Source organism: Serratia sp. YWN4 (genome assembly GCF_055790845.1).
Window position 1 is genome coordinate 4,782,307 of sequence record NZ_CM147696.1, and the last position, 23,447, is coordinate 4,805,753.

A 23,447-nucleotide genomic window follows, 5' to 3' on the forward strand; every position below is an offset into this window, starting at 1 on the left:
ATCTAATTATTATTTTCGAGTACAGATTGCTTAAGCACGCTCCACGGCCAGTGCCACCCCTTGCCCGCCGCCGATACACAGCATCGCCAGCCCTTTTTTGGCTTCGCGGCGCTGCATCTCATGCAATAACGTCACCAGAATGCGGCAGCCGGAAGCGCCGATCGGGTGACCGAGCGCGATCGCCCCACCGTTGACGTTCACCCGTTCGCTGTTCCAAGCCAATGCTTTACCCACGGCCAGCGCCTGCGCGGCAAAGGCCTCGTTGGCTTCGATCAGATCGACCTCATCCAGTACCCAACCGGCTTTGGCTAATGTGCGGCATGCGGCATCGACCGGGCCGATCCCCATGATCGCCGGATCAACCCCCGCAGAGGCATAAGCGGTAATGCGTGCCAGCACCGGCAACCGCAGTTCGGCCGCCTTTTGCGCACTCATCAGCAGCACCGCCGCCGCACCATCATTGAGCGATGAGGCATTACCTGCGGTGACCGAGCCTTGTGGATGGAACGCCGGGCGCAAACGGGCCAGCAGATCTTCGGTGGTGTCTGCCCGTGGTTGCTCGTCTTGCGCTATGAGTAAGGGCTCCTGCTTGCCACGCGGCACCAGAACCGGAGTGATTTCCGGTATAAAACGCCCAGCCAGCTGTGCGGCATGCGCTTTTTGTTGCGACTGCACGGCAAAGCGATCCTGTTCCGCACGGCTGATGTCATAGCGCTGTGCCAGATTCTCGGCGGTAACGCCCATGTGGTAATCATTGAACGCGTCCCACAGGCCATCGTGGATCACGCTGTCTACCATCTGGGCATGGCCCAACCGCAGCCCGGTTCGCGCACCGGCCATCAGATAAGGTGCCTGGCTCATGCTTTCCTGCCCGCCTGCAATTACGATCTGCGCGTCACCGCAGCGGATCGCCTGAGCCGCCAGATGCACCGCCTTCAGCCCTGAACCACACACTTTATTGAGAGTGAAAGCCGGTACGCCGAAAGGCAGACCGGCGTTGAGCGCCGTTTGCCGTGCCGGGTTCTGGCCGCAGCCCGCCGTCAATACTTGCCCGAGGATCACTTCATCCACGCTTTCTGCCGCCACACCGCTGCTGGCCAGCAAAGCCTTCACCACCGCCGTGCCAAGATCCACCGCCGAGAGCGGCGCTAGCGCCCCTTGAAAACGGCCTACCGGCGTGCGGGTCGCCGCTACAATCACCACGTTCTGCATGTTAACCTCCTGTCTCAGAAGCGCATTTCGGGAACCTGATCCGGTACGATCAGTTCACCGGCCGTTTTGGCAACGATCTCGGCCACGCTGACGCCCGGTGCCCGTTCACGCAGCACAAAAGCCCCGCTTTCAATTTCCAGATAGGCCAGATCGGTCAGCACACGGCGAATGCAATTGGCCCCGGTCAGCGGTAAGGTGCAGCGCGGCAGCAGTTTGGATTCACCGTTTTTTGCCGCATGAGTCATCACCACGATGATATTTTCGGCCCCCGCCACCAGATCCATCGCGCCGCCCATGCCTTTCACCAGCTTGCCGGGGATCATCCATGAGGCGATATTGCCCGCCACGTCCACTTCAAACGCCCCCAATACGGTGAGATCCACATGGCCGCCGCGGATCATGGCGAAAGACTGCGCCGAGTCGAAAATGGCCGCCCCCGGTCGCGCCGTAACGGTCTGTTTGCCCGCGTTGATCATGTCGGCATCCAACTGTGCCTCGGTGGGGAATCCCCCCATCCCCAACAGCCCGTTCTCGGACTGCAACATCACATCCATCCCCTGCGGGACATAGTTGGCCACCAGCGTCGGGATGCCGATCCCCAGGTTGACGTAGTCACCATCACGCAGTTCCTGCGCCACGCGTTGCGCCATTTGTTCACGGGTAAGCATGTGGTTCTCCTCAGGAACGAAGGGTGCGCTGTTCTATGCGCTTTTCGAAAGTGCCCTGAATCAGGCGATCGACATAAATACCGGGGGTGTGGATCGCGGCCGGATCCAGCTCGCCGGGGGCCACGATCTCTTCCACTTCCACCACCGTAATGCGTGCGGCGGTGGCCATCAGCGGATTGAAGTTCTGCGCCGTGTGGCGATAGATGACGTTGCCGAAGTGATCGGCCTTCCAGCCTTTGATGATGGCGAAATCACCGGTGATCGCCTGTTCAAGAATGTAGGGGCGCTGATTGAATTCACGCACTTCTTTGCCCTCGGCGATCGGGGTGCCGTAGCCGGTGGCGGTGAAGAACGCCGGGATCCCTGCGCCGCCTGCGCGGATCTTCTCCGCCAGCGTGCCTTGTGGCGTCAGTTCCACCGCCAGCTCACCGTTGATCGCCAACTGTTCGAACAACGCGTTCTCACCCACGTAGGAAGCAATGATTTTGCGGATCTGCCGGTTCTCCAACAGCAAGCCGAGGCCAAAACCATCGACACCGCTATTATTCGATACCACCGTCAACCCGCTTACCCCACGGCGGCGGATTTCGTTGATCAGGTTTTCTGCAATGCCGCACAGGCCAAAACCCCCTGCCAGCACCGTCATGTTGTCCGTCAGGCCATCCAGCGCTTCCTGATAGCTACTGACGCGTTTATCCAGCCCTGCCATACGCTTGCCTCTGAAAATGGTGTGGCGAAAGCGGTGTGCTTTCCCCGTGCGCAGGCATCATCAGCGCACAACAATGATTTGTTAATTTTGTTTTTATGCGCCATTGATTTGAAATTATTATTAATATAATGTTAACTAATGTTTAACAATGAGTTAATGAGCGTGAGAATGAAAATGAGCGTCAAGCAGTTACGTGCGTTTTTAGCGGTAGCTCACACTCTTAACTTTGCCCAAGCGAGCGAACAACTGAATCTTTCGCAACCGGCGTTAAGCCTGGCAATTCGCGCGCTGGAAGAGACGCTAGGCGGGCCACTGCTGTTGCGTACCACCCGGCGCGTGACGTTAACTCCAGAAGGCGCGATGCTGTTCCCCATCGCTCGGCAACTGCTGGCCGACTGGGATAACGCCGAAGAAACGCTGCGGCAGCGTTTTACCCTGCAACGGGGTAAGGTGGCGATCGCTGCCATGCCCTCTTTCGCCGCCAACCAGCTCCCGCCACTGCTTAAGGTGTTCCGCGATCGCTATGCCGGTATCAACGTGGCCGTTCACGACGTGATTAACGAGCAGGTTTTCGAGATGATCCGCGAAGGGCGCGTGGAGATGGGCATCGCCTTTGAACCCGAACCCAGCGATACCCTGCATTTCACCCCGTTGTGTACCGATCGTTTTGTCGCCATCGTGCCCAAGGGTTCGGCGTTGGCCAGCAAAGACCACGTCACCTGGCGGGAATTGCTGACCCTGGATTTCATTGCCCTGCAACGCCCTTCGGCGGTGCGATTATTGCTGGAACAAGAGTTATTGCGCAGTGGCAAAAAGCTGGAGGTGGCATTTGAAAGCCATCAACTGGTAACCGTGGGCCGTATGGTGGCCAGCGGCCTGGGGGTCAGCGCGGTTCCTGCCCTGTGTGTGAAACAGATGGGGGAATTAGGAGCCCAGTGCGTGCCGTTGATCGCCCCGCAGATCGAAAAACGAGTAGGGTTGATCCGGCTGGCACAGCACCAGCTTTCCGCCGCCGCACAGGCGCTGGCGGATACCATTGAACAAGGCGAATATTAGGCTGTATCCCGCTGCAAGATTAAAAACGCTCCCTTTCTTTATCAATAATGATTATCATTACCAAATAAACAGATCGGCATGCAACGCCGTGACCGATCGAAATTCATCTTTGATTCAATGCTGAGCCTGAATTTGGCCGCTGAGCCTGTGCCCTGCGGCGATCTGTACTTTGACGAAATGGAGCTTGTATGAATGCTGTAATGACAATGGGCCGCCGGTTTAGCGGACGCGCGGTTTATCCTCTGTTGCTGCTCACCACTCTGATGTTTACCACCCCGCTGCGGGCGCAGGCGGAACCGGAATTGCTGCGCAAACCGATCGGCAAAGGGGCTTACGAGATGGTGTACAGCCAAAGCGAAAATGCGCTGTATCTGGCTACCTCACAAAGCCGCAAGCTGGACAAAGGGGGGATCGTTTATCGCCTCGATCCGCAAACGCTGGATATCACGCAAGTTATTCATAACGACCTGAAACCCTTTGGCGCCGCCATCAATCACCAAACCGGTACGCTGTACTTTGGCAATACCGTTAATAACTCGGTAACCGCCATCGACAGTAAAACCGGCGAGGTGAAAGGCCGCCTGCTGCTGGACGCCCGTCAACGTTCTGATACGGTAAAACCGCTGGCCCCGCGTGAACTGGTGGCCGATGTCACCACCGATACCCTGTATATCACCGGCCTAGGTGAATCCAGCGTGGTATGGGTGGTGGATGGCAAAGATCTGACCCTGCGCACCACCATCACCGATACCGGCAAATTTGGCACCGGTCTGGCATTGGATGCGGCAGCAAGCCGTCTGTACGTGACCAATGCCGAAGGTGAGTTGGTGACTATCGACACCAAAACTGACAAGATTCTGTCACGCAAAAAGCTGGATGAGTCGAAAGAGCATTTCTTTCTGAATATCAGCCTGGATCCCGCCACGCACCGCGCATTTATCACCGACTCCAAGCAGCCGCAGGTGTTGGTGGTGGATACCCGCAGCGGCAATATCTTGCAGAAAATCGACCTGCCGGAATCGCTGGCGGTGCTGTTCAATCCGGCGCGTGATGAAGTGTATGTCACTCATCGCAAAGAAGGCACGGTGAGCGTGATTGACGCTAAAAGCTACAAGCTGCTGAAAACCCTCAAAACCCCGGTTCACCCAAACAGCCTGGTGCTGTCACCGGATGGGCAAACCCTGTATGTGAGCGTGAAGCAGGCCTCCAGCCGCGATAAAGAAGCCACAGAGCCAGACGACGTGATCCGTATTGCGCTGAAGTAATCCCTTGGGGCGCAGCAGCGCCCCTTTCTCTTACCCCGCCCCAGCGCCTGTTCATAAAACTGTCATTAAAAGCTGCTAATAAATTGCCTCGATAATTCATAGGTTTATTAGGGAAGATTAGTAATGCTAAAAAATGCAGCGCTCTCTGCAATCGCTATTGCCGTGATTGTTTCTGTCGCACCCGCCTATTCAGTGGATAGCCGCACGATCAAGGCAACAGAGCTGATCGCAGGCTTCAGCCAGCTTAACAACGGCGTGGAGGGGCGTAATGCCCTGACCGAAAACCTCAACACCTCAATCGCCATCAACAACAACTCTTCTGCCGCCCAGCGCGCCAGAGCCATTGCAGACAATACGATAGCGGCACTGATTGGCTCCATGGACAACGGCCTGCTGGTAGCCAATGCGCTGGGGCCGAAGATGTATGAAATTTTTGCTGCGAATAACAGCATCAACGCGGCAACCTATAAGGCCAGCACATTTTCCCCGAGCTTCGCGGCACTGTTCTCGCAGGTGAATGCGCTGATCCAAATAGATTCGAGCTTTGCCAAAAACTATTTCGCCAATGGCAGCCCCAACGGTAACCCGGCGATGCAAGCCACCGGCATCAGCCTGCCGGAGGGTGGGGTGTATAACGTCTACGATCTAGCCTATGGCCCTTCGGTAGAAAACCGTAATACGGTCGGTAATTCGCGCCCGGTGCAGGTTGCGCCAGACAGGATCGACAGCTTCAGCGCGCTCGATTTCTTTGGTGCCCAGACCGACAGCGCGGTATCCATCCTGCCAACCCTCAAAGGAAACGCCTCTTTTCCCAGCGGCCATACCGCTTTCGGCTTTGCTAGCACCTATCTGTTTGCAGAAATGGTACCGGAACGTTTTCAGGAGTTCCTCCTGCGTGGCTCTGAATACGGCAACAGCCGCGTCACGCTGGGCGCTCACTATGCGCTGGACGTTATCGGTGCGCGCATTATGACCACCTACGCCATGGCGCAAATCCTCAACAATAACCCGGATTATTTGGGGAAAAGCATCTCGGGGATCTTGGGTGGGCCAATCACCACCACTAACGATTTTCAAGCCTTGATGGCAGCGGCGCAAACGGATCTGCGCGCGTTGCTGGAACAAGGGTGCGGCACCACGCTGGCAGCCTGTTCCGCCGCAGACCAAGCGGAACGTTTGCAGCAGGCGGCGCGTAACAAGGCCGATTACACCTATCGCCTGACTTACGGCCTGGATCCGATCGGCCCCACCGATCTCGCCCCCGTGGTGCCGGAAGGGGCCGAAGTGCTGATCGCCAGCCGTTTCCCTTATCTGAGCGCCGAACAGCGGCGCGAGGTGCTCGCCACCACGGAAATCGAATCCGGCCACGCGCTGGATAACGGCTCGGGATGGGCACGCCTCAATCTCTATGCCGCCGCCGACGGATATGGTGCCTTCAACGGCAACGTTGCCGTCACTATGGACGCCAGCCAAGGCGGCTTTAGCGCCTATGACGCCTGGAACAATGATATCGCCGGTAACGGCAATTTCGTGAAAAACGGTTCGGGGATCCTCGAACTCACTGGCAACAACAGCTTTTCAGGTGCAACAGAGATCGCCGGTGGCGCGCTGATCGTCAATGGTTATCATGGTAACTCTGCCGTCACGATCGATGATGGCGCTTTGCTCGGCGGCTCCGGCACGGTTGGCGCGTTGAGCGCGCGGTCTGGGGCAGTGATCGCTCCGGGTAACTCGATCGGCACCTTGCAAGTGGCTAATAACGTCACCTTCCAGCCTGGCGCGCACTATGCCGTCGAAGTCGCCGCCGACGGGCGTAGCGATCTGATCCAGAGCGCCGGGGTTGCGGTGCTGAACGGCGGTGAAGTTGATGTTTCGCTGGAGAACCGGGGCAACCTGCTCAGCCAAAGCGAAGTACGCAGCCTGCTGGGCCAGCAATACACCATCCTGACCGCACAGCAAGGCATCAGCGGGCAGTTTGACAGCGTGCAACCGGATTATCTGTTCCTTGGCAGCACGCTGAACTATCAAGCTAATCAGGCGATCCTGAACGTGGGCCGCAACGCCACCGCCTTTGCCGATGTGGCACAAACGCAGAACGAACGCGCCGTTGCCCACGCCGCCGAGACGCTGGGAGCGGGCAACCCGGTGTACGAAAGCCTTCTGACCAGCAGCACACCTTGGGAAGCTCGGCAGGCGTTTCGCCAACTGTCGGGGCAAATCCATGCCGATATCGCTTCAGCCCAGATGAATGACAGCCGTTACCTGCGCGAAGCATTGAACGGACGGTTACGCCAGGCCGCAGGGCTGGCCAGTTCGCCGGAGATTAAAGTGAGCGAAGGCGGTGCCTGGGCGCAACTGCTAGGAGCCTGGGACCACGCCTCCGGTAACGTTCACGCCACCGGCTATCAGGCATCAACCTACGGGGTTCTGATGGGGCTGGACTCTGTCTATGCCGAAGACTGGCAGTTAGGTATGGCGACAGGCTACACCCGGACTTCGCTAGATGGCGGCTACGGTTCTAACGCCAACAGCGACAACTATCACCTGGGGGCATACGGCAGTAAGCAGCTTGGTGAGTTGGCATTGCGGGCTGGCAGTACCTACACCTGGCACCGCATTGATACCGCCCGCACCATCAACTATGGCGCGCAGTCTGACAACGCTGCGGCCAAGTACAGTGCCCGCACCCAGCAACTGTTCGCCGAGGTAGGTTACAGCAGCAAGGTTGCGGAGGTTAACCTTGAGCCCTTTGCCAACTTGGCTTACAGCAATTTCCAGAACAACGGTATTGCTGAAAGTGGTGGTGCCGCTGCACTACGCGGAGATAAGCAGCACACTGACGCAACGGTTTCAACGCTGGGGTTACGTGCTGACACCCGGCTGCAAGCCGTTACGCTGCGTGGCGAGTTGGGCTGGCAACACCAGTATGGCGAGTTGGATCGCGCTACCGGGTTGATGTTCAGCGGCAGCAACTCATCGTTTGTGGTCAACAGCGTGCCGGTATCCCGCGATGGCGCGGTGCTGAAAGCCAGCACAGAAGTCGCCGTTGGCAAGAATGCAGCCCTGTCGCTGGGCTATGGTGGTTTGCTCTCACAAAATCACCAGGATAACCGCGTTAATGCGGGCTTTACCTGGCGTTTCTGATTATTTCACCAGCCCATACCGGCGGTATGGGCTATTACCCTTATAAATATGATGGCTTATTACCGACCAGCACTCCAACCTTGCAAAATTAACTCTATCAAATTGTTTTTTATCAATTTATTTTCAAATAATAAATATACGTATAACGCCCAACAAAATATCATCTCCCCAGGGCACAAGATAACTCTTATAGTGCGCCCTATCGGTGGAGCTAGCATTGAACGTAATACTCTTTATCCTCTGCAATCACCTCGTTAAAACAGAACACTACGGGTTAAACTTTATTATTACCCCTCTGGCCTGATAAAAAACCATTTCAGATTTGCTCAAAGTTTTAGGATTAAGTCATGAATCAAAAAAAGATTGTGCTGCAATGCGCTTGCCACTTCACGCGCATTGGCTTAGGAACGTTAATTAACAATACCTCCTTCGCTGAAAGTGTTAATTTTATTGACAGCGGCAATACCCAAGAAGGTTTCGAATCCAATGTCAGTAATTTGACGTCTGGAGATATCGTCATCATCGTATTAAGCGATAATAACGATAATTCCGTTTCGTTGATCAATCTGGTTTGTGAGCGTTTGCACAAAGTAGCGCTAAGAAGCAGGATATTATTCATCGGCGATATTGCCTATATAAATAAGTTGCAACCCTACCTTGGCAATATAAAAAACGCCTGGGCATTTATAGATATTTCAATGTCAATAAAGCAGTTACAGCAACAGTTGCAAAATGCAGCTTTAATGTCTACTGACATGTATCAGTATTCTCAACCGACCTCGACCACGCTCACACCACGTGAGTTGATCGTGCTGCACCGGATATTGAACGAGCAATCAATCCTTCAGATAACCAAGGAACTCGGCATTAGCGAAAAAACGGTGAGCTGTCATAAGCGCTCAGCACTCGCCAAGCTCAATGTTCGCTCCTTGACCCCTCTGTTAACGGATAATGATAATAAAAGAAAGATGGATAAAAAATTATCTCCATCGCTGAATACCTTGTCCCCACAGAGAGAAAGTTCTGCTTTACAGACTGTATTTGGCGTGTTGTTCAAGAAACCTCGCGCGCATCAAGTTGCTACCGAGCATGGCGAATATTTTCATGGCCAGGTAAAAGCCACCCTGTAATACGCCATACACAGCGCTCACAATGGGCGATCTGGATAATTGGCGTTTCCACCTGACGTCGAATAACCGAGCAAGGACGCGGTTTTTGTGAGCTGCGTCTCTCTTTTAGCCACTGGCTTAACACCTCTGCCTCATTGATAGAAACCACTCATCCTGCAATTCCAACCGTTCGTCAGCGTATGAAACCGCTGACTGAAAATCAGATGTATTCCCCTCCCCAGGCTAGTGATGATGAGCTGTTCCTCTACCTGCCCCTTAACACCGGGGAAGACGCTACAACACCAATGTCCGACAACAGGCGCTGTTTGCCTGCAATAACAAATAACCAGATTGATCACTCATTTTTTGCAGATAGGAATAAGGACACCTCAATGAAACGCGAGGGAATTTTAAAACATATCCCATGGATATTATTAGGAATACTGGGTGCTTCCTGCCTGGGCGTGGTGGCATTACGCCGTGGCGAAAGCATCAGTGCGCTGTGGATCATCGTGGCTTCGGTGGCGGTGTATCTGGTGGCGTATCGCTACTACAGCCTTTATATCGCCACCAAGGTGATGCAGTTGGACGCCACTCGCGCTACACCGGCGGTGGTGAATAATGATGGCCTGAACTATGTGCCAACCAACAAGAACGTGCTGTTCGGCCACCACTTTGCGGCGATCGCCGGTGCTGGCCCGCTGGTTGGCCCGGTGCTGGCGGCACAGGTCGGCTACCTGCCCGGCACGCTGTGGCTGCTAGGCGGCGTGGTGTTAGCAGGAGCGGTACAGGACTTTATGGTGCTGTTTATCTCCTCGCGCCGTAACGGTGCCTCTTTGGGCGAGATCATCAAAAAGGAAATGGGCCCGATACCCGGCACCATTGCGCTGTTTGGCTGCTTCCTGATTATGATCATCATCCTGGCGGTATTGGCGCTGATCGTGGTGAAAGCCCTGGCAGAAAGCCCGTGGGGCGTGTTTACCGTCTGCTCTACCGTGCCAATCGCCCTGTTTATGGGCATCTATATGCGCTTCCTGCGCCCTGGCCGTGTGGGTGAAGTGTCAGTGATTGGTATCGTGCTGCTGGTGGCCTCCATTTGGTTTGGCGGCGTGATCGCCCATGACCCTTACTGGGGCCCGGCGCTGACCTTTAAAGACACCACCATCACCTATACCCTGATCGGCTATGCCTTTATTTCCGCCCTGCTGCCAGTGTGGCTGATCCTGGCACCGCGCGATTATCTGGCGACCTTCCTGAAAATCGGCGTTATCGTCGGGCTGGCGATCGGTATCGTGATCCTCAACCCAGACCTGAAAATGCCAGCGGTGACGCAGTTTGTGGATGGCACCGGCCCGGTGTGGAAAGGCACCCTGTTCCCGTTCCTGTTTATTACCATCGCCTGCGGTGCCGTTTCTGGCTTCCACGCGCTGATCGCTTCCGGTACTACACCCAAACTGCTGGCCAACGAAACCGATGCGCGCTTTATCGGTTACGGCGCGATGCTGATGGAATCCTTCGTCGCGATTATGGCGCTGGTAGCGGCTTCGATCATCGAGCCTGGCCTGTACTTTGCCATGAACACCCCACCGGCGGCGCTCGGCATCACCATGCCAGACCTGCACCGCTTGGGAACCGAAGATGCCCCCATGATCATGGCCTCTCTGCGTGACGTGACCGCCCATGCCGCGGCAACCGTCAGTTCCTGGGGCTTTGTGATCAGCCCGGAACAGATCCTGCAAACCGCCAAAGACATCGGCGAACCTTCGGTGCTGAACCGTGCCGGTGGCGCACCCACCTTAGCGGTGGGGATTGCTCACGTATTCCACCAGATCATTCCTGGCGCGAATATGGGCTTCTGGTACCACTTCGGCATCCTGTTTGAAGCGCTGTTCATCCTGACCGCTCTGGATGCGGGCACCCGTTCCGGCCGCTTTATGTTGCAGGATCTGCTGGGCAACTTTGTACCGTTCCTGAAGAAAACCGATTCGCTGGTTGCCGGTATGGTGGGCACTGCGGGCTGCGTTGGCCTGTGGGGCTACCTGCTGTATCAGGGTGTGGTTGATCCACTCGGCGGCGTGAAAAGCCTGTGGCCGCTGTTTGGTATCTCCAACCAGATGCTGGCTGCGGTGGCGCTGGTATTGGCAACCGTGGTGCTGATTAAGATGAAACGCGCCAAGTACATCTGGGTGACCGTGGTTCCGGCCATTTGGCTGCTGATTTGTACCACCTACGCACTTGGCCTGAAGCTGTTCAGCGATAATCCGCAACTGGAAGGTTTTCTGTTCCTGGCCAAGGAGTACAAACGCAAAATCGCCGACGGCGGTACCGAACTGACCGCACAGCAGATTGCCAACATGAATCATATCGTGGTGAACAACTACACCAACGCCGGTTTGAGCATCCTGTTCCTGCTGGTGGTGTACAGCATCATCTTCTTTGGCATCAAAACCGCCATGGCAGCGTACAAAAACCCGCAACGAACCGATCAGGAAACGCCATACGTGCCGGTTCCTGAGGGTGGCGTCAAAGTTTCGTCGCACCACTGATGGTGATTTAATAGATACCCTGCATAATGAAAGCTAATTAATACCCAATGGATTTCAAGCCACAGCTAGGCGACAAGATCGTTAATCCCCAGGAGCTGACTCAGGTCAGTGACTGGGGTTCACGAACGCAGTCAACAACGCTGTGGTTTGAAAGACGAAGGGTAGAGGGTATTTTTCTTTGGAGAAGAACCATGTTCGGCAACCTTGGCCAGGCAGGTAAATATCTCGGGCAGGCAGCACGCATGTTAGTGGGCGTGCCTGACTACGATACCTATGTCCAGCACATGAAAGATAACCATCCGGACAAACCGATGATGACCTATAAAGAGTTCTTCCGTGAACGCCAGGAAGCCCGCTACGGTGGCAATGGCAAAGGTGGCATGCGCTGCTGTTAGTGAACATCAATAAGGACAAGAGATGAAACCCATCGCAGTCACCATCCTGACGGGCTTTTTGGGTGCGGGCAAAACCACCCTGCTGCGCCACATTCTGAACGAAAACCACGGTTACAAGATTGCCGTCATTGAAAACGAATTCGGTGAAGTGCCGTTCGACAACGCCCTGATTGGCGATCGCGCCAGCCGCATCACCACCCTCAGCAACGGCTGTATCTGTTGCAGCAAATCCAACGAACTGGCGGATGCGCTACTCGACTTGCTGGATGCGCGTGATCAAGGCCAACTGGAGTTTGATCGGCTGATCATCGAATGCACCGGCATGGCCGATCCCGGCCCGATTACCCAGACTTTCTTCTCGCACGACGTCATCTGCGAACGTTTTCTGCTGGACGGCATCATCACGCTGGTGGATGCAGTGCATGCCGATCAGCAACTGAGCCAGTTCACCCTCTCGCAGGCACAGGTCGGTTATGCCGACCGTATTTTGCTGACCAAAACCGATGTGGCACCCAACAACGAAGCACTGATCCAGCGTTTGCAGTTAATGAACGCCCGCGCACCGATTTATAACGTCACCCATGGTGAGATCGATCTGGCTGTCTTGTTCGATATTGAGGGGTTTGTGCTTAACGATCGCCTGAACGTGGTTCCTCCGGCCCCGCTGTTTCGGCGTATCCCGCAGCCACAGAATAATATCCGGTCGATTGTGATGTATCACGATCAACCGTTGGAACTGATGCAGATCTCTGCGGTGATGGAAGGCTTGCTGTTGAAATTCGCCGATAATCTGTTGCGCTATAAAGGTATTTTGTCGATTAAAGACGAATCGCGCCGCTTGTTGTTCCAAGGCGTACAACGTTTGTATAACGCCGATTGGGATCGCGAGTGGTTACCGGACGAACAGCGCCAGAGCACGCTGGTGTTTATTGGAATCGACTTGCCCGAGGACGAGATTCGCGGCGCATTTGCAGCGTTGGAAGGGGAGCTTATGAATTAAGGGCTTTTTCGCCACAGGCCGATCTTCCGATCAAACAACTCCCTGCTATACTTTTTGGCATATTCCCCCGTTCTTAGCGGGGTGTGGGCGCATGGATGCTTCATTGTTTTCTTCTTAAACGATGCGGAAGGTGCCTTATGCCATACTTACCCAAAATAAATCATCTAAGAGTCTTCGAAGCCATTATTCTGCATGGCAGCATCCGGGCCGCCGCAAAAGCCCTGAACCAGACACAGCCTGGTATAACCCGCACTCTCCAGGAGCTCGAAGCAACGCTCGGCGCAACGTTAATGGTGAGAGGAACCCGCGGTATCGTCCTGACTGATGCCGGAAGGATCTTCGAAAAACGGATGAAGTTGGTGCTATATGAGTTAGAACGTGCTGTAGACGAAATAAAACAAATGAATCAATCACAGCATGGAACCGTTGCATTCGGCTGCTCTCATCTCAAAACACTGAGGATTATTCCTAGTGTTATACAGCGTATTAATAAAACTTATCCCAAAGCCCAAATCTCTCTTTTTGAAGGGCAACAATCTGAGCTATTACCGTCGCTGCGAGTCGGTAGACTGGACTTTTTTATCGGCATCATTTCCGAAGAGATCTCCCTGGGTGAGTTTGTTGAAGAACCCTTGATGACCTGCCCATTTGCCGTGGTCGCCAGGAAAGGACATCCTTTAGCGCACTGTACTTCCCTCGCAGAATTACGCAATGCCAAGTGGTATTTACCCGTAGCGGACGCCGGGTATTACAGCCATCTTGAAGCGCTCCTTTTTCCTTCAGGAAAGGGGCCTGAGAACATGGTATTGAAGGGGGATTCCTTTACTGTAGGTGAACGATTAGTGCTGGAGGCAGATTACCTGGTCATTGCTCCGCTGGCGATGCTCGATATTGACTTTATGAGCAAGCAATTTTGCACCATTCCAGTGAAAGAAAAATTTCCCGATGGTCAATACAGCCTACTCTATCGTCAAGATGCGTCTTTGACACCGTTAGCCAAACATTTGATCAGCGAAATTCGCCTGGAATGCAGTAAACAGGTGATTCAGAAAATAAGCTGACCTGCACACTCAGGATTATTGCGGCAGAGATTAAACATCTACACGACAACGTGCCTGAAAGTACAGGCTTTAATTTGAGCCCTGCTTAGGTAGGGATGAAACATGCGCCTATCAGTTGCAGCCGCGCTCCACCATTGATCGTGGAACTATGATAGCCCCCAAGTCGCCACCAGCAACACTTATGAATAGTGAGGAAATATGCTGACCTCATCGAACACCGCTAATTTATTCTATTGACAGGCCTGGAGACTATCTGACTGAGTATTTCCAGTAAATAGTCTGCATTACAGTGTGCCATTAATCGGTGAAGTACCGTGGTAGAGCGTTAAATACCGGCATAAATACGTTTCTCCGCTACCGGGGCTTACAGCACACGTAAAAATGCCGTTTTTTTACCAAATTTAGTGATTTCATGTAAATCCCAGTAATTTTAATTGAAATTATTTTTTTATCATTCTGTTTAATAATGCATTTAACTAACAAATGCTTTTTTAGCATCACACTAAACAAAATATCATCTTCCCACTACCCGAGATAAATCCTATAGTGCATTTACGTCACTAGAGGGGGAAATTTTTTCCCTCCGTAGGTTTTTTTTCCATACAAAAAACAGGGATGCTCTCAGACACAGTAAATTTCATTATTGCTCTAAAAATATATACATAATAAAAATTGGTTAGACACACGTCAAAGAGGCAACCTATTACCAGTGGGGAAAACCACCATTTCACAGCTCAATATACTCGTGAATATAAGGAATAATAAACATGGAAAGTATAAAAATATTACTTCAGTGTCCCTGTGAATTTACTCGAATTGGGATCATCGGGTTATTAAAATCCCATTATACTGATTCAAAAATTAACATGATCGTTAACGTCAGCAGCCTTGAGCAAGCTGAAGATATGTTAATCATGAATACCAGCCTGGACATTATCATCCTGACATTAAGCAGTCTTTATTACAATGCTGTTGAGCTATTGGATGTGCTGAGCCGCCGTATTCCTTTGCATCACCCTGAGAGTAAAATCATCATCTTAACAGATGATAAATGCATCGGTGCATTAAAACGCCATCTGAAAGGATTGGATAACATCGGTACTATTCTGGAAACTAACGTACCTATTGAAAAAATACAGAGTGAGCTATCAAAAGTGAGCAGGCCAGAGAGAGCATTAAACAAACCGGTAACCAACGTAACTTGCGTGCTCTCTGCACGTGAATTAACGATACTCAAAAAATTATTACATGGTAAAAGCATTTCGCAAGTTGCAAAAGAGCTTTCTCTTAATTATAAAACCATCAGTCATTATAAGCGCTCGGCAATGAGTAAGTTGGGAATTCGGACGCTTCACCCGCTATTTATTCCCTTTTGAAAGCAAAGCTAATTATTTGGTTACATGAGATAACATTTTAATCAATATAGTGTATTCCATCATGTTTTTATGCAACTCACTTTAATCAGCATGGAGTAAAGCACTCCAGAAAGCCCAGTTAAAACCAAGTTAATTCGCACCGATAAAAACATCAGAAAAATTTCTTATTAATTTTACTATGTTGCAGATGGAATGTAATAGAAATGGATAGATTTCTCATGACACGCTTACCCAAAATTCACCAGATTAATATTTTTCTAAAGATAATCGAATGTGGCAGCATTCGTGCGGCAGCGATTGAACTCAAGCAAACTCAGCCAGGTGTTACGAGAGCGATAAAAGAACTCGAGAAAACATTAGGCAGCCCATTATTTATTCGGGGCAGCCGTGGCATTGTTCTCACAGAGATGGGACGAATTTTCGAAAGACGTGCGCAGCTCATCATGAAAGAACTGGAACGAGCCGTTAATGAGATCGAAATCATCAATGGAGCATCGCAAGGTGCTGTAACGTTAGGATGTTCCTCATTATTACCTTTCACGATCCTGTCATCCTCAATACAGAGGTTTCAGCAGCGTTATCCTAATGTAAAAATCTATATCACCGAGGGGCAGGTATCCGAACTGCTTCCTGCCTTGCGTGAAGGCGAGTTGGATTTTATTATCGATGCTATATCTTCAGATATTACACTTAGTGATATCACTATAGAGCCATTTTTTAAGACATCGGTTCATATTTTTACAAACAAGAAACATCCACTAGCAAACTCCACCTCACTGGAGGATTTGAAATATGCCAACTGGTGCCTACCCTCATCAAAAATTGGTTATTATGACATGCTAAACTCGAAACTTTTCCTTGATGATTACGAAAGAGCTACAACCGTGGTACGTTCCAATACCATGCTCACGGCATTGCAAATGGTATTAAATGAAGATTATCTTACCGTGGGTGCAAAAGAAATGCTCAAAGTTCCCTATTTCAATAAAGATTTACACCCTATCTCGATAAAAGAGGCATTACCCGATATTGACTATAGTTTTATTTACTCTCAGCGCTTCCCTCTAACTCAAATAGCGAGAAAATTTATCAACAAATTAAGATATGAATATGATGATTATCAATAACTATCATCAACTCGATGGACACCAAAGGTTTATTTACAAATTTGCACTTATGCCTATTTAGTGTTGGGAGAGATAATTTTATTTATGTGATTTTTTATAACATAAAATTAACTAAAGTGTTGCACTGAATTTCCCGGACCTACCTCCGTTGCTGGCTATTTATTTTTCGTCAAAAAAACACCCCCTGAATCAGGCACTTTGAATTGGCCCACCATGTCCCCATGTGCATCTTCTGAAGGGGAAACATGCCTCCTGCAATGACCGCGATCCGATGCCGCCATTATTCTGGCGGGCGATTATGACATTCACACCGTTTGAATTCATGGTTGAATGATACGTTGGCAACCAGTCACATTCCGCCAGTCATTCAGGGTCTAGCTCCGAACTGACGCCAACTGGATTTATATAAGACGTATTTATTTGAGTCCGAATTCGCATAGCGTCTGTCTCTCTATCCTGTAGGTAGATCACATCTTTTGATTGAGTGGCAGCATAAACAACATGAATCGGTTGTCATGCATTTCGTTTAATAAACCGCTCATTAAAACCTGCCTGCTCGCTTTTCATTCTATACGGCCAGATAATAACCAAAAAAAATTAAAAGGCTATTTAACAGACTGCTGACAAAGCCGGTTATTAGGGAGAGCGTGCCGAAGGGGTCATAGCGGCGTAAGCCGCTAGAGCGCCCCAAAGTGCGCGAGATCCGGGTAACAACTGAGAGAATTAATATAGCGGGAAAGGTAGGTAAATACTGGATTTCAGGCATAAAAAAAGACCTCAGTTGAGGTCTATTTACATACTGTTGGTGCCGAAGGCCGGACTCGAACCGGCACGTCTTTCAACGGTTGATTTTGAATCAACTGCGTCTACCGATTTCGCCACTTCGGCACTGGAAGCAGTATGCGGAAAACGTGGGCATTATACCTTCCCGCTTCTCTCGTGCAACACTTATCAAGCATTCAATGAGTTGAATGTTGAAAAAAACGTCACTCGGCTATTTTCCCTGCGCACTTTGCTTATTTATCAGCCCCACTTTGATTGCTACGTTCATAGATGACGGCCAAGCAGAAGGTACGCTATCAAGTCCTGAAGGTGGGTAATCCCCTAGGCAACATCACTTCTTGTTGTTACACATCACATTATTCATCACAGTCTCCTGTTACCTGTAAAACCGCCAGAAAAAAAATTAACCAATTGAATATAAAATATTTTATTAAAAATACAGTTCGAGTCTTCTGTGACACCCATCGTTTAATTGTTAAATCAGATGATTAAACATTAACTTCCATAACAAAAAATAACAGCCATTGCGCGGCAACATCGCCAGCCACCCGCAGCTGCCGAGGAGAGAGCATGATCCCATCGGAACGCCGTGATTTTATCTATCGCCATGTGCATGAATATCAGTTGGTCACCATTGTGGCTTTGGCCGAGTTGATGAGCGTTTCACACATGACTGTTCGGCGCGATATTCATCAACTGGAAGAAGAAGGCAAAGTGATCAGCGTCAGCGGTGGCGTGCGCCTGAGCGACGCGCTACGCCAGGAACTGGCCTATAAAGAAAAAGCCCAGTTGCATCACCGGCAGAAACGGGCCATCGGCAAATATGCCGCAGCGATGGTGGAAGATGGCCAGGTAGTTTATCTGGATGCAGGCACCACCAGCTTCGAGATCGCCCGCCATCTGGCGGAACGCTTCAATCTGACCATCGTCACCAACGATTTTTCCATCATTCAGCACCTGATGAATCGCCCGCAGCTCAATCTGTTTCATACCGGTGGGCGCGTCGATCAACGCAACTTTTCCTGTGCAGGCAGCAGCGCTGCCATGCTGCTGCGCACCCTGAATATCGATATCGCCTTTATCAGCACCAGTTCCTGGGATCTGGAGCATGGCCTTTCCACACCACACGAAGAGAAAGTCCTGGTGAAACAGGCACTGCTGGACGTCGCACGGCGCAAGGTGCTGGTCTCCGACAGCAGTAAATACGGCAAGTACGGCATGTTCCGCGTCTGCCCCCTAACGGCGCTCGACGACATCGTCTGCGATGCCGCACTGCCAACCGATGCACTGCAACAGCTTAAAGAGCGCGGTTTGCGGCTGCACAACATCAACCTCTGATAACAACAACCTCCCTGAAGGGAAAGGACAAAACCATGAAGGTCATCATTACCGGTGGAGCAGGTTTTCTGGGTCAGCGTTTAGCCAGCGCATTATTGCAGGAGAATACGCTGCCCTTCAGTGAATTGATTCTGGCGGATATTCAACAGCCCAACACGCCAGTGGACGATCCGCGCGTGCGCTGCCTGGCGCTTGATCTGGCGCAGCCCGGTGCCGCCAACCAGCTGATTGACCGTGATTGCAGCGTGCTGTTCCATCTGGCCGCTATCGTCAGTAGCCATGCGGAAAGCGATTTCGATCTCGGTATGCAGGTCAACTTCGACGCCACTCGCCAGCTAGTAGAAGCCGCGCGGCATAATGCTCCGGCAATGAAATTTATCTTCACCAGTTCGCTCGCGGTGTTTGGCGGCAAACTCCCGTCAATCGTCACCGATGATTGCGCCGTGCAGCCGCAGTCCTCCTATGGCACGCAAAAAGCCCTGTGTGAGCTACTGATCAACGACTACTCGCGCAAAGGATTTGTCGATGGGCGGGTATTGCGCTTGCCCACCATCAGCGTGCGCCCCGGCAAGCCGAATAAAGCCGCCTCGTCGTTCGCCAGCGGTATTATTCGTGAACCACTGCATGGCGAATCGTCGGTTTGCCCGGTTTCCCCCGATCTGGCCTTGTGGTTATCCAGCCCCGGCACCGTAGTGCGTAACTTTATTCATGCCGCTCGGCTTTCTGCCACGCAGTTCGGCGCTTCTCGCACCGTCAACCTGCCCGGCATCAGCGTCACCGTCCAACAGATGTTGCACGCCTTGAGCGTGGTGGCCGGGGAGCAGGCTCGTGAACGGGTCAGCTTTACACCGGATGAAGCCATCAACCGGATCGTGGCCAGTTGGCCGGGTAACTTCGACGTTCGGCGTGCGCTGGCGTTAGGGTTCTCTGTCGATGAAGACTTCCAGCAGATCATCCGTGCCTTTATGCGCGATGAAATGCTGCAAGCGGGGAGCTGATTATGGCACTTTATACCCCTATCATCGGCCTGGCAGTGGCCGTGTTCGTGCTGGTTTTTCTGGTGTTGCGCACCCGGGTTCACGCCCTGATCGCCATGCTGGCCGCCGCCTCAATCGCCGGTATTTCTGGCGGGCTGACGGCAGTACAAACGGTCGATATCATCACCAAAGGGTTCGGCAGCATCGGGATTGTGATCGGCTTGGGCGTGATGATGGGCCGCGTGCTGGAAGTCTCTGGCGCAGCGGAACAGATCGCCTACAGCTTCATCAAATGGCTGGGCAAAAAGCGTGAAGAATGGGCATTGGCGATCACCGGTTATATCGTCAGTATCCCGATTTTTGTCGATTCGGCCTTCGTCATTCTTTATCCGCTGGTGAAAGCGCTGGCTAAAAAAGGCAAACGCAATCTGTTAACGCTCGGGGTTTCCTTGGCTGGCGGCCTGATCCTCACTCACCACGCCGTGCCCCCCACACCGGGCCCGTTAGGTGTGGCAGCGATCTTCGGGGTTGATATCGGTGCCATGATGATGGCGGGCCTGGTGTTGGCCATTCCTTGCGTGATCGGTGTGGTTATCTATGCGCGCTGGCTTGGCACCCGCTACCCGGATTTTGAGCCGGAAAATCGGGATGAAGAACCGGAGGATCTGCACGCCGCCCACCAGCGTTATCTGGCTGAAAAAGAAGCGAAGGCACTGCCTAGCCTGACGTTATCACTGCTGCCGATCGTGGCACCCATCGTGCTGATATTTATCAACGCGGTGAACAATATGCTGGCAAAGGCCGAAGGTATGGTCTGGCTGGGCGAGAGCCTCTGGGGGCAGGCGTTTGCCTTTCTTGGCTCGCCAATTATTGCTCTGGCGATCAGCGTGTTGCTGGCGGTCTACACCTTGATGCCAAAAGTCGATAAACACGAAACGCTGGAACGGCTGGAAGAAGGGTTGCAGACCGCGGGGATTATCCTGCTGGTCACTGGCGCAGGCGGCGCATTAGGGGCGGTGTTACGTGAAAGTGGTACCGGCACCTTACTGGCCCAGCACGTCGCCAACCTGCCGCTGACGCCGGTATTAATCCCGTTTTTCATCGCGACGCTGGTCAGGCTGATACAAGGTTCTGGTACGGTGGCCATGATTACCGCTGCATCGATCTCTGCCCCTATCGTCAGCCAGTTGCCCGATGTGAATATGCTCGCTGCCGCGCAGGCGGCAACCATGGGCGCGCTGTTCTTCAGCTACTTTAACGACAGCATGTTCTGGGTGGTGAACCGTATGATGGGGATCAAAGACGTTAAGCTACAGATGATGGTCTGGTCGGTGCCCACCACCATCGCCTGGGCGATCAGCCTGGGCGGTATCCTGCTACTGGATTGGCTGCTGTAATTTCTGATAAACAATGCCAGTCAGTGGGTTAACTGACTGGCATTATTAAAACGATATGGATAACGCTATCTGCGTTTCAGCAGCATATATATGCTAAGCAGCAGGAACAGCAGGCTCGGCAACAGCGCGCCCAATACCGGCGGCATACTGTAAACCAGGCTCAGCGGGCCGAAGATCTGATCCAGCACGTAGAACAGGAAGCCGAAGCTGATACCGGTCACAACGCGGATCCCCATAGGGACGCTACGTAGCGGGCCGAAGATAAACGATAGCGCCATCAGCATCATCACCGCCACGGAGAGCGGCGAGAAAATTTTGCTCCACATATTCAACTGATAACGGTTGGCTTCCTGGCCGCTCTGTTTCAGGTACTTCACATAATTGTGCAACCCGCTGATAGAGAGTGATTCAGGATCTAATGCCACCACGCCCAGCTTGTCCGGCGTCAGGTTGGTTTTCCATACGCCGGTCAGCGTCTGGGTGCCCGTCACCTGTTTCGCGTTGGTCAGATCGGACGTATCCACCTGCGACAGTTTCCACTCGCCATCTTCGAAGTTGGCGCTGGCGGCATAGCGTACTTTCTCCAGCCTGCGCTGATCGTTAAAGTGATAGATATTCACCCCAGACAGCTCAGTCTCACCAGATACCCGTTCGATATAGATGAAATCATTGCCGTCTTTTGCCCATAAGCCGCTTTTGGTGGAAAGCAGAGAACCGCCGTACATCTGCTGCGCACGGTAGTTACGCGCCATCTGTTCACCCTGCGGTGCGACCCACTCGCCAATCGCCATGGTCAGCAATACCAGCGGGATCGCCGTTTTCATCACCGAACCGGCGATCTGCAAGCGGGTAAAACCGGCCGCCTGCATGACCACCAGTTCGCTGCGCGTAGCCAGCGTCCCCAAGCCAAGCAAGGCCCCCAGCAACGCCGCCATCGGGAAAAAGAGCTCAATATCGGTCGGTACGCTGAGCAGAGTAAATACCCCCGCCCCCAGCGCCGTGTAGTCACCCTGGCCCACTTTACGCAACTGTTCAACGAACTTGATAATGCCGGAAAGCGATACCAGCATGAACAGCGTCATCATGATGGTGTTGAAAATCGTTTTACCGATATAACGGTCTAATACACCAAACATCAGGCCGCTCCTTTCAGGCGTTCACGCAGTCTGCGCATCGGGACGGTATCCCACAGGTTGAGTACCAGCGCTATCACCAGGTAGGCCACGTTTACCAGCCAGGTCCACAGCATCGGATCCAGCTTGCCTTTACCGGCGTTGGAACGCAGCGATGTCTGCACCAGGAAAAAAATCAGATACAGCAGGATGGCTGGCAGCATGCTCAACACGCGGCCCTGACGCGGATTCACCACGCTCAATGGCACCACCAGCAGCGCCATCAGTATCACAGAAACCACCAGCGTCAGGCGCCAGTGAAACTCGGCGGTGGCATCCGGATCGTCAGACTCCCACAGCATACGCATCGACAACTGCTCAGTCTGGGTATTATCCAGCGTCACCGGGCGGTGGCCGATCACCGCTTTGTAATCATTGAAATCCGTAATACGGAAATCACGCAGCAGCGCGGTGCCCTCAAAGCGGGTGCCTTTGTCCAACGTAACCACCTGCGAACCATCACGGTTCTGGTTAATCACACCGTGCTCCGCCACCACCACCGAAGGCCGCTGATTACCGCTCGGGCGCAACTGCGCCAGGAACACATCATTGAAGGCGTTCCCTTTTACGTCACCGACAAACAGCACGGCATTGCCATCCTGTGACGGGCGGAACTGGCCCTCTGCCAGCCCGGCAATGCTCGGGTTGGCTTTGGCTTCCGCAATCACTTCATCCTGATGGCTCGAGGCCCATGGCCCCAACCAGAACACGTTCACCGCAGCCAGAGCCGAAGTGAAGAGCGCCAACACCATAGCGGCAATAATCAGGGTCCGTTTACCCAGGCCGCACGCATGCATAACGGTGATTTCACTTTCGGTATACAACCGCCCAAGCGTCATCAAGATGCCAAGAAACAGGCTTAAAGGCAGGATCAGCTGCGCCATCTTCGGCACACCCAATGCAAGCAGGGATAATACTAAGTTTGTCGGGATATTACCGTTAACCGCATCGCCTAACACCCTGACCAGGTTCTGACAGAAAAAGATCAGGAGCAGGATAAACAGGATGGCAATTTGGCTCTTCAGCGTTTCCCGTACCAGATATCTAATGATGATCACGCTTATTACGCCTGTGAAAACTTGTCTTTTTGCAGGAAAATCGCTAGTTTCATC

18 protein-coding genes and 1 tRNA gene are annotated in these 23,447 nt (G+C 52.6%); 13 read left to right on the forward strand and 6 right to left on the reverse strand.

Features of this window, described 5'->3' with window-relative positions; translation table 11 throughout:
- Positions 1-30: 30 nt before the first annotated feature.
- Genes ACX9GT_RS22075 through ACX9GT_RS22085 form a run of 3 tightly spaced genes read right to left on the reverse strand, consistent with a single transcriptional unit; the run spans position 31 to position 2,589 of the window.
- Positions 31-1,212 (reverse strand): acetyl-CoA C-acetyltransferase, encoded by a 1,182-nt coding sequence (locus tag ACX9GT_RS22075; RefSeq protein WP_473188725.1) that lies wholly within the window; start codon positions 1,210-1,212, stop codon positions 31-33.
- A gap of 14 nt (positions 1,213-1,226) precedes the next feature.
- On the reverse strand, positions 1,227-1,880 hold the full coding sequence (locus ACX9GT_RS22080; RefSeq protein WP_473188726.1) for a CoA transferase subunit B: 654 nt from the start codon (positions 1,878-1,880) through the stop codon (positions 1,227-1,229).
- A gap of 10 nt (positions 1,881-1,890) precedes the next feature.
- Complete coding sequence (locus ACX9GT_RS22085; RefSeq protein WP_473188727.1) at positions 1,891-2,589, reverse strand: CoA transferase subunit A; 699 nt, start codon at positions 2,587-2,589, stop codon at positions 1,891-1,893.
- A 168-nt stretch (positions 2,590-2,757) separates the two neighbouring features.
- Between ACX9GT_RS22085 and ACX9GT_RS22090 the strand changes: the two genes are divergently transcribed.
- The 10 genes from ACX9GT_RS22090 (at position 2,758) to ACX9GT_RS22135 (ending at position 16,668) form a co-directional block, all read left to right on the forward strand.
- Positions 2,758-3,645 carry a LysR family transcriptional regulator gene (locus tag ACX9GT_RS22090; RefSeq protein WP_473188728.1) on the forward strand — a complete coding sequence of 296 codons (888 nt, stop codon included), beginning with the start codon at positions 2,758-2,760 and terminating at the stop codon, positions 3,643-3,645.
- A gap of 263 nt (positions 3,646-3,908) precedes the next feature.
- A complete protein-coding gene (yncE, locus tag ACX9GT_RS22095; protein WP_473191665.1) occupies positions 3,909-4,910 on the forward strand; it encodes a 7-bladed beta-propeller protein YncE in 1,002 nt (333 codons plus the stop codon).
- A 123-nt stretch (positions 4,911-5,033) separates the two neighbouring features.
- Positions 5,034-8,054: an autotransporter outer membrane beta-barrel domain-containing protein gene (locus ACX9GT_RS22100; protein WP_473188729.1), complete on the forward strand. Its 3,021-nt coding sequence runs from the start codon at positions 5,034-5,036 to the stop codon at positions 8,052-8,054.
- 347 nt (positions 8,055-8,401) lie between these two features.
- Positions 8,402-9,184 carry a helix-turn-helix domain-containing protein gene (locus ACX9GT_RS22105; RefSeq protein WP_473188730.1) on the forward strand — a complete coding sequence of 261 codons (783 nt, stop codon included), beginning with the start codon at positions 8,402-8,404 and terminating at the stop codon, positions 9,182-9,184.
- A gap of 371 nt (positions 9,185-9,555) precedes the next feature.
- Positions 9,556-11,709: a carbon starvation CstA family protein gene (locus tag ACX9GT_RS22110; protein WP_473188731.1), complete on the forward strand. Its 2,154-nt coding sequence runs from the start codon at positions 9,556-9,558 to the stop codon at positions 11,707-11,709.
- 191 nt (positions 11,710-11,900) lie between these two features.
- Positions 11,901-12,104: a YbdD/YjiX family protein gene (locus ACX9GT_RS22115; protein ID WP_473188732.1), complete on the forward strand. Its 204-nt coding sequence runs from the start codon at positions 11,901-11,903 to the stop codon at positions 12,102-12,104.
- A 22-nt stretch (positions 12,105-12,126) separates the two neighbouring features.
- Complete coding sequence (yjiA, locus tag ACX9GT_RS22120; RefSeq protein WP_473188733.1) at positions 12,127-13,104, forward strand: GTPase; 978 nt, start codon at positions 12,127-12,129, stop codon at positions 13,102-13,104.
- A gap of 137 nt (positions 13,105-13,241) precedes the next feature.
- Positions 13,242-14,165, forward strand: a complete 924-nt coding sequence (locus ACX9GT_RS22125; protein ID WP_473188734.1) for a LysR substrate-binding domain-containing protein — start codon at positions 13,242-13,244, stop codon at positions 14,163-14,165.
- A gap of 767 nt (positions 14,166-14,932) precedes the next feature.
- Positions 14,933-15,541, forward strand: coding sequence for a LuxR C-terminal-related transcriptional regulator (locus tag ACX9GT_RS22130; protein WP_473188735.1), 609 nt, complete (start codon positions 14,933-14,935; stop codon positions 15,539-15,541).
- Positions 15,542-15,759: 218 nt separating this feature from the next.
- Positions 15,760-16,668 carry a LysR substrate-binding domain-containing protein gene (locus tag ACX9GT_RS22135; protein ID WP_473188736.1) on the forward strand — a complete coding sequence of 303 codons (909 nt, stop codon included), beginning with the start codon at positions 15,760-15,762 and terminating at the stop codon, positions 16,666-16,668.
- A gap of 803 nt (positions 16,669-17,471) precedes the next feature.
- Here the strand turns inward: ACX9GT_RS22135 and ACX9GT_RS22140 are convergent.
- A tRNA-Leu gene (locus ACX9GT_RS22140) sits at positions 17,472-17,556 on the reverse strand.
- Positions 17,557-18,021: 465 nt separating this feature from the next.
- Between ACX9GT_RS22140 and ACX9GT_RS22145 the strand changes: the two genes are divergently transcribed.
- The 3 genes from ACX9GT_RS22145 to ACX9GT_RS22155 are packed head-to-tail and all read left to right on the forward strand — an operon-like array spanning position 18,022 to position 21,163.
- The gene (locus ACX9GT_RS22145; protein ID WP_473188737.1) at positions 18,022-18,789 is read left to right on the forward strand and encodes a DeoR/GlpR family DNA-binding transcription regulator; all 768 of its coding nucleotides are present in this window, start codon (positions 18,022-18,024) and stop codon (positions 18,787-18,789) included.
- Positions 18,790-18,824: 35 nt separating this feature from the next.
- Positions 18,825-19,787 (forward strand): D-erythronate dehydrogenase, encoded by a 963-nt coding sequence (gene denD, locus ACX9GT_RS22150; protein WP_473188738.1) that lies wholly within the window; start codon positions 18,825-18,827, stop codon positions 19,785-19,787.
- Positions 19,787-21,163 carry a GntP family permease gene (locus tag ACX9GT_RS22155; protein ID WP_473191666.1) on the forward strand — a complete coding sequence of 459 codons (1,377 nt, stop codon included), beginning with the start codon at positions 19,787-19,789 and terminating at the stop codon, positions 21,161-21,163. The genes denD and ACX9GT_RS22155 overlap by 1 nt, the downstream gene beginning before the upstream one ends.
- 65 nt (positions 21,164-21,228) lie before the next feature.
- Here the strand turns inward: ACX9GT_RS22155 and lptG are convergent, their stop codons facing one another.
- On the reverse strand, positions 21,229-22,299 hold the full coding sequence (lptG, locus tag ACX9GT_RS22160; RefSeq protein ID WP_473188739.1) for an LPS export ABC transporter permease LptG: 1,071 nt from the start codon (positions 22,297-22,299) through the stop codon (positions 21,229-21,231).
- Positions 22,299-23,393, reverse strand: coding sequence for an LPS export ABC transporter permease LptF (gene lptF / locus ACX9GT_RS22165; RefSeq protein ID WP_473188740.1), 1,095 nt, complete (start codon positions 23,391-23,393; stop codon positions 22,299-22,301). The genes lptG and lptF overlap by 1 nt, the downstream gene beginning before the upstream one ends.
- Positions 23,394-23,447 lie beyond the last annotated feature (54 nt).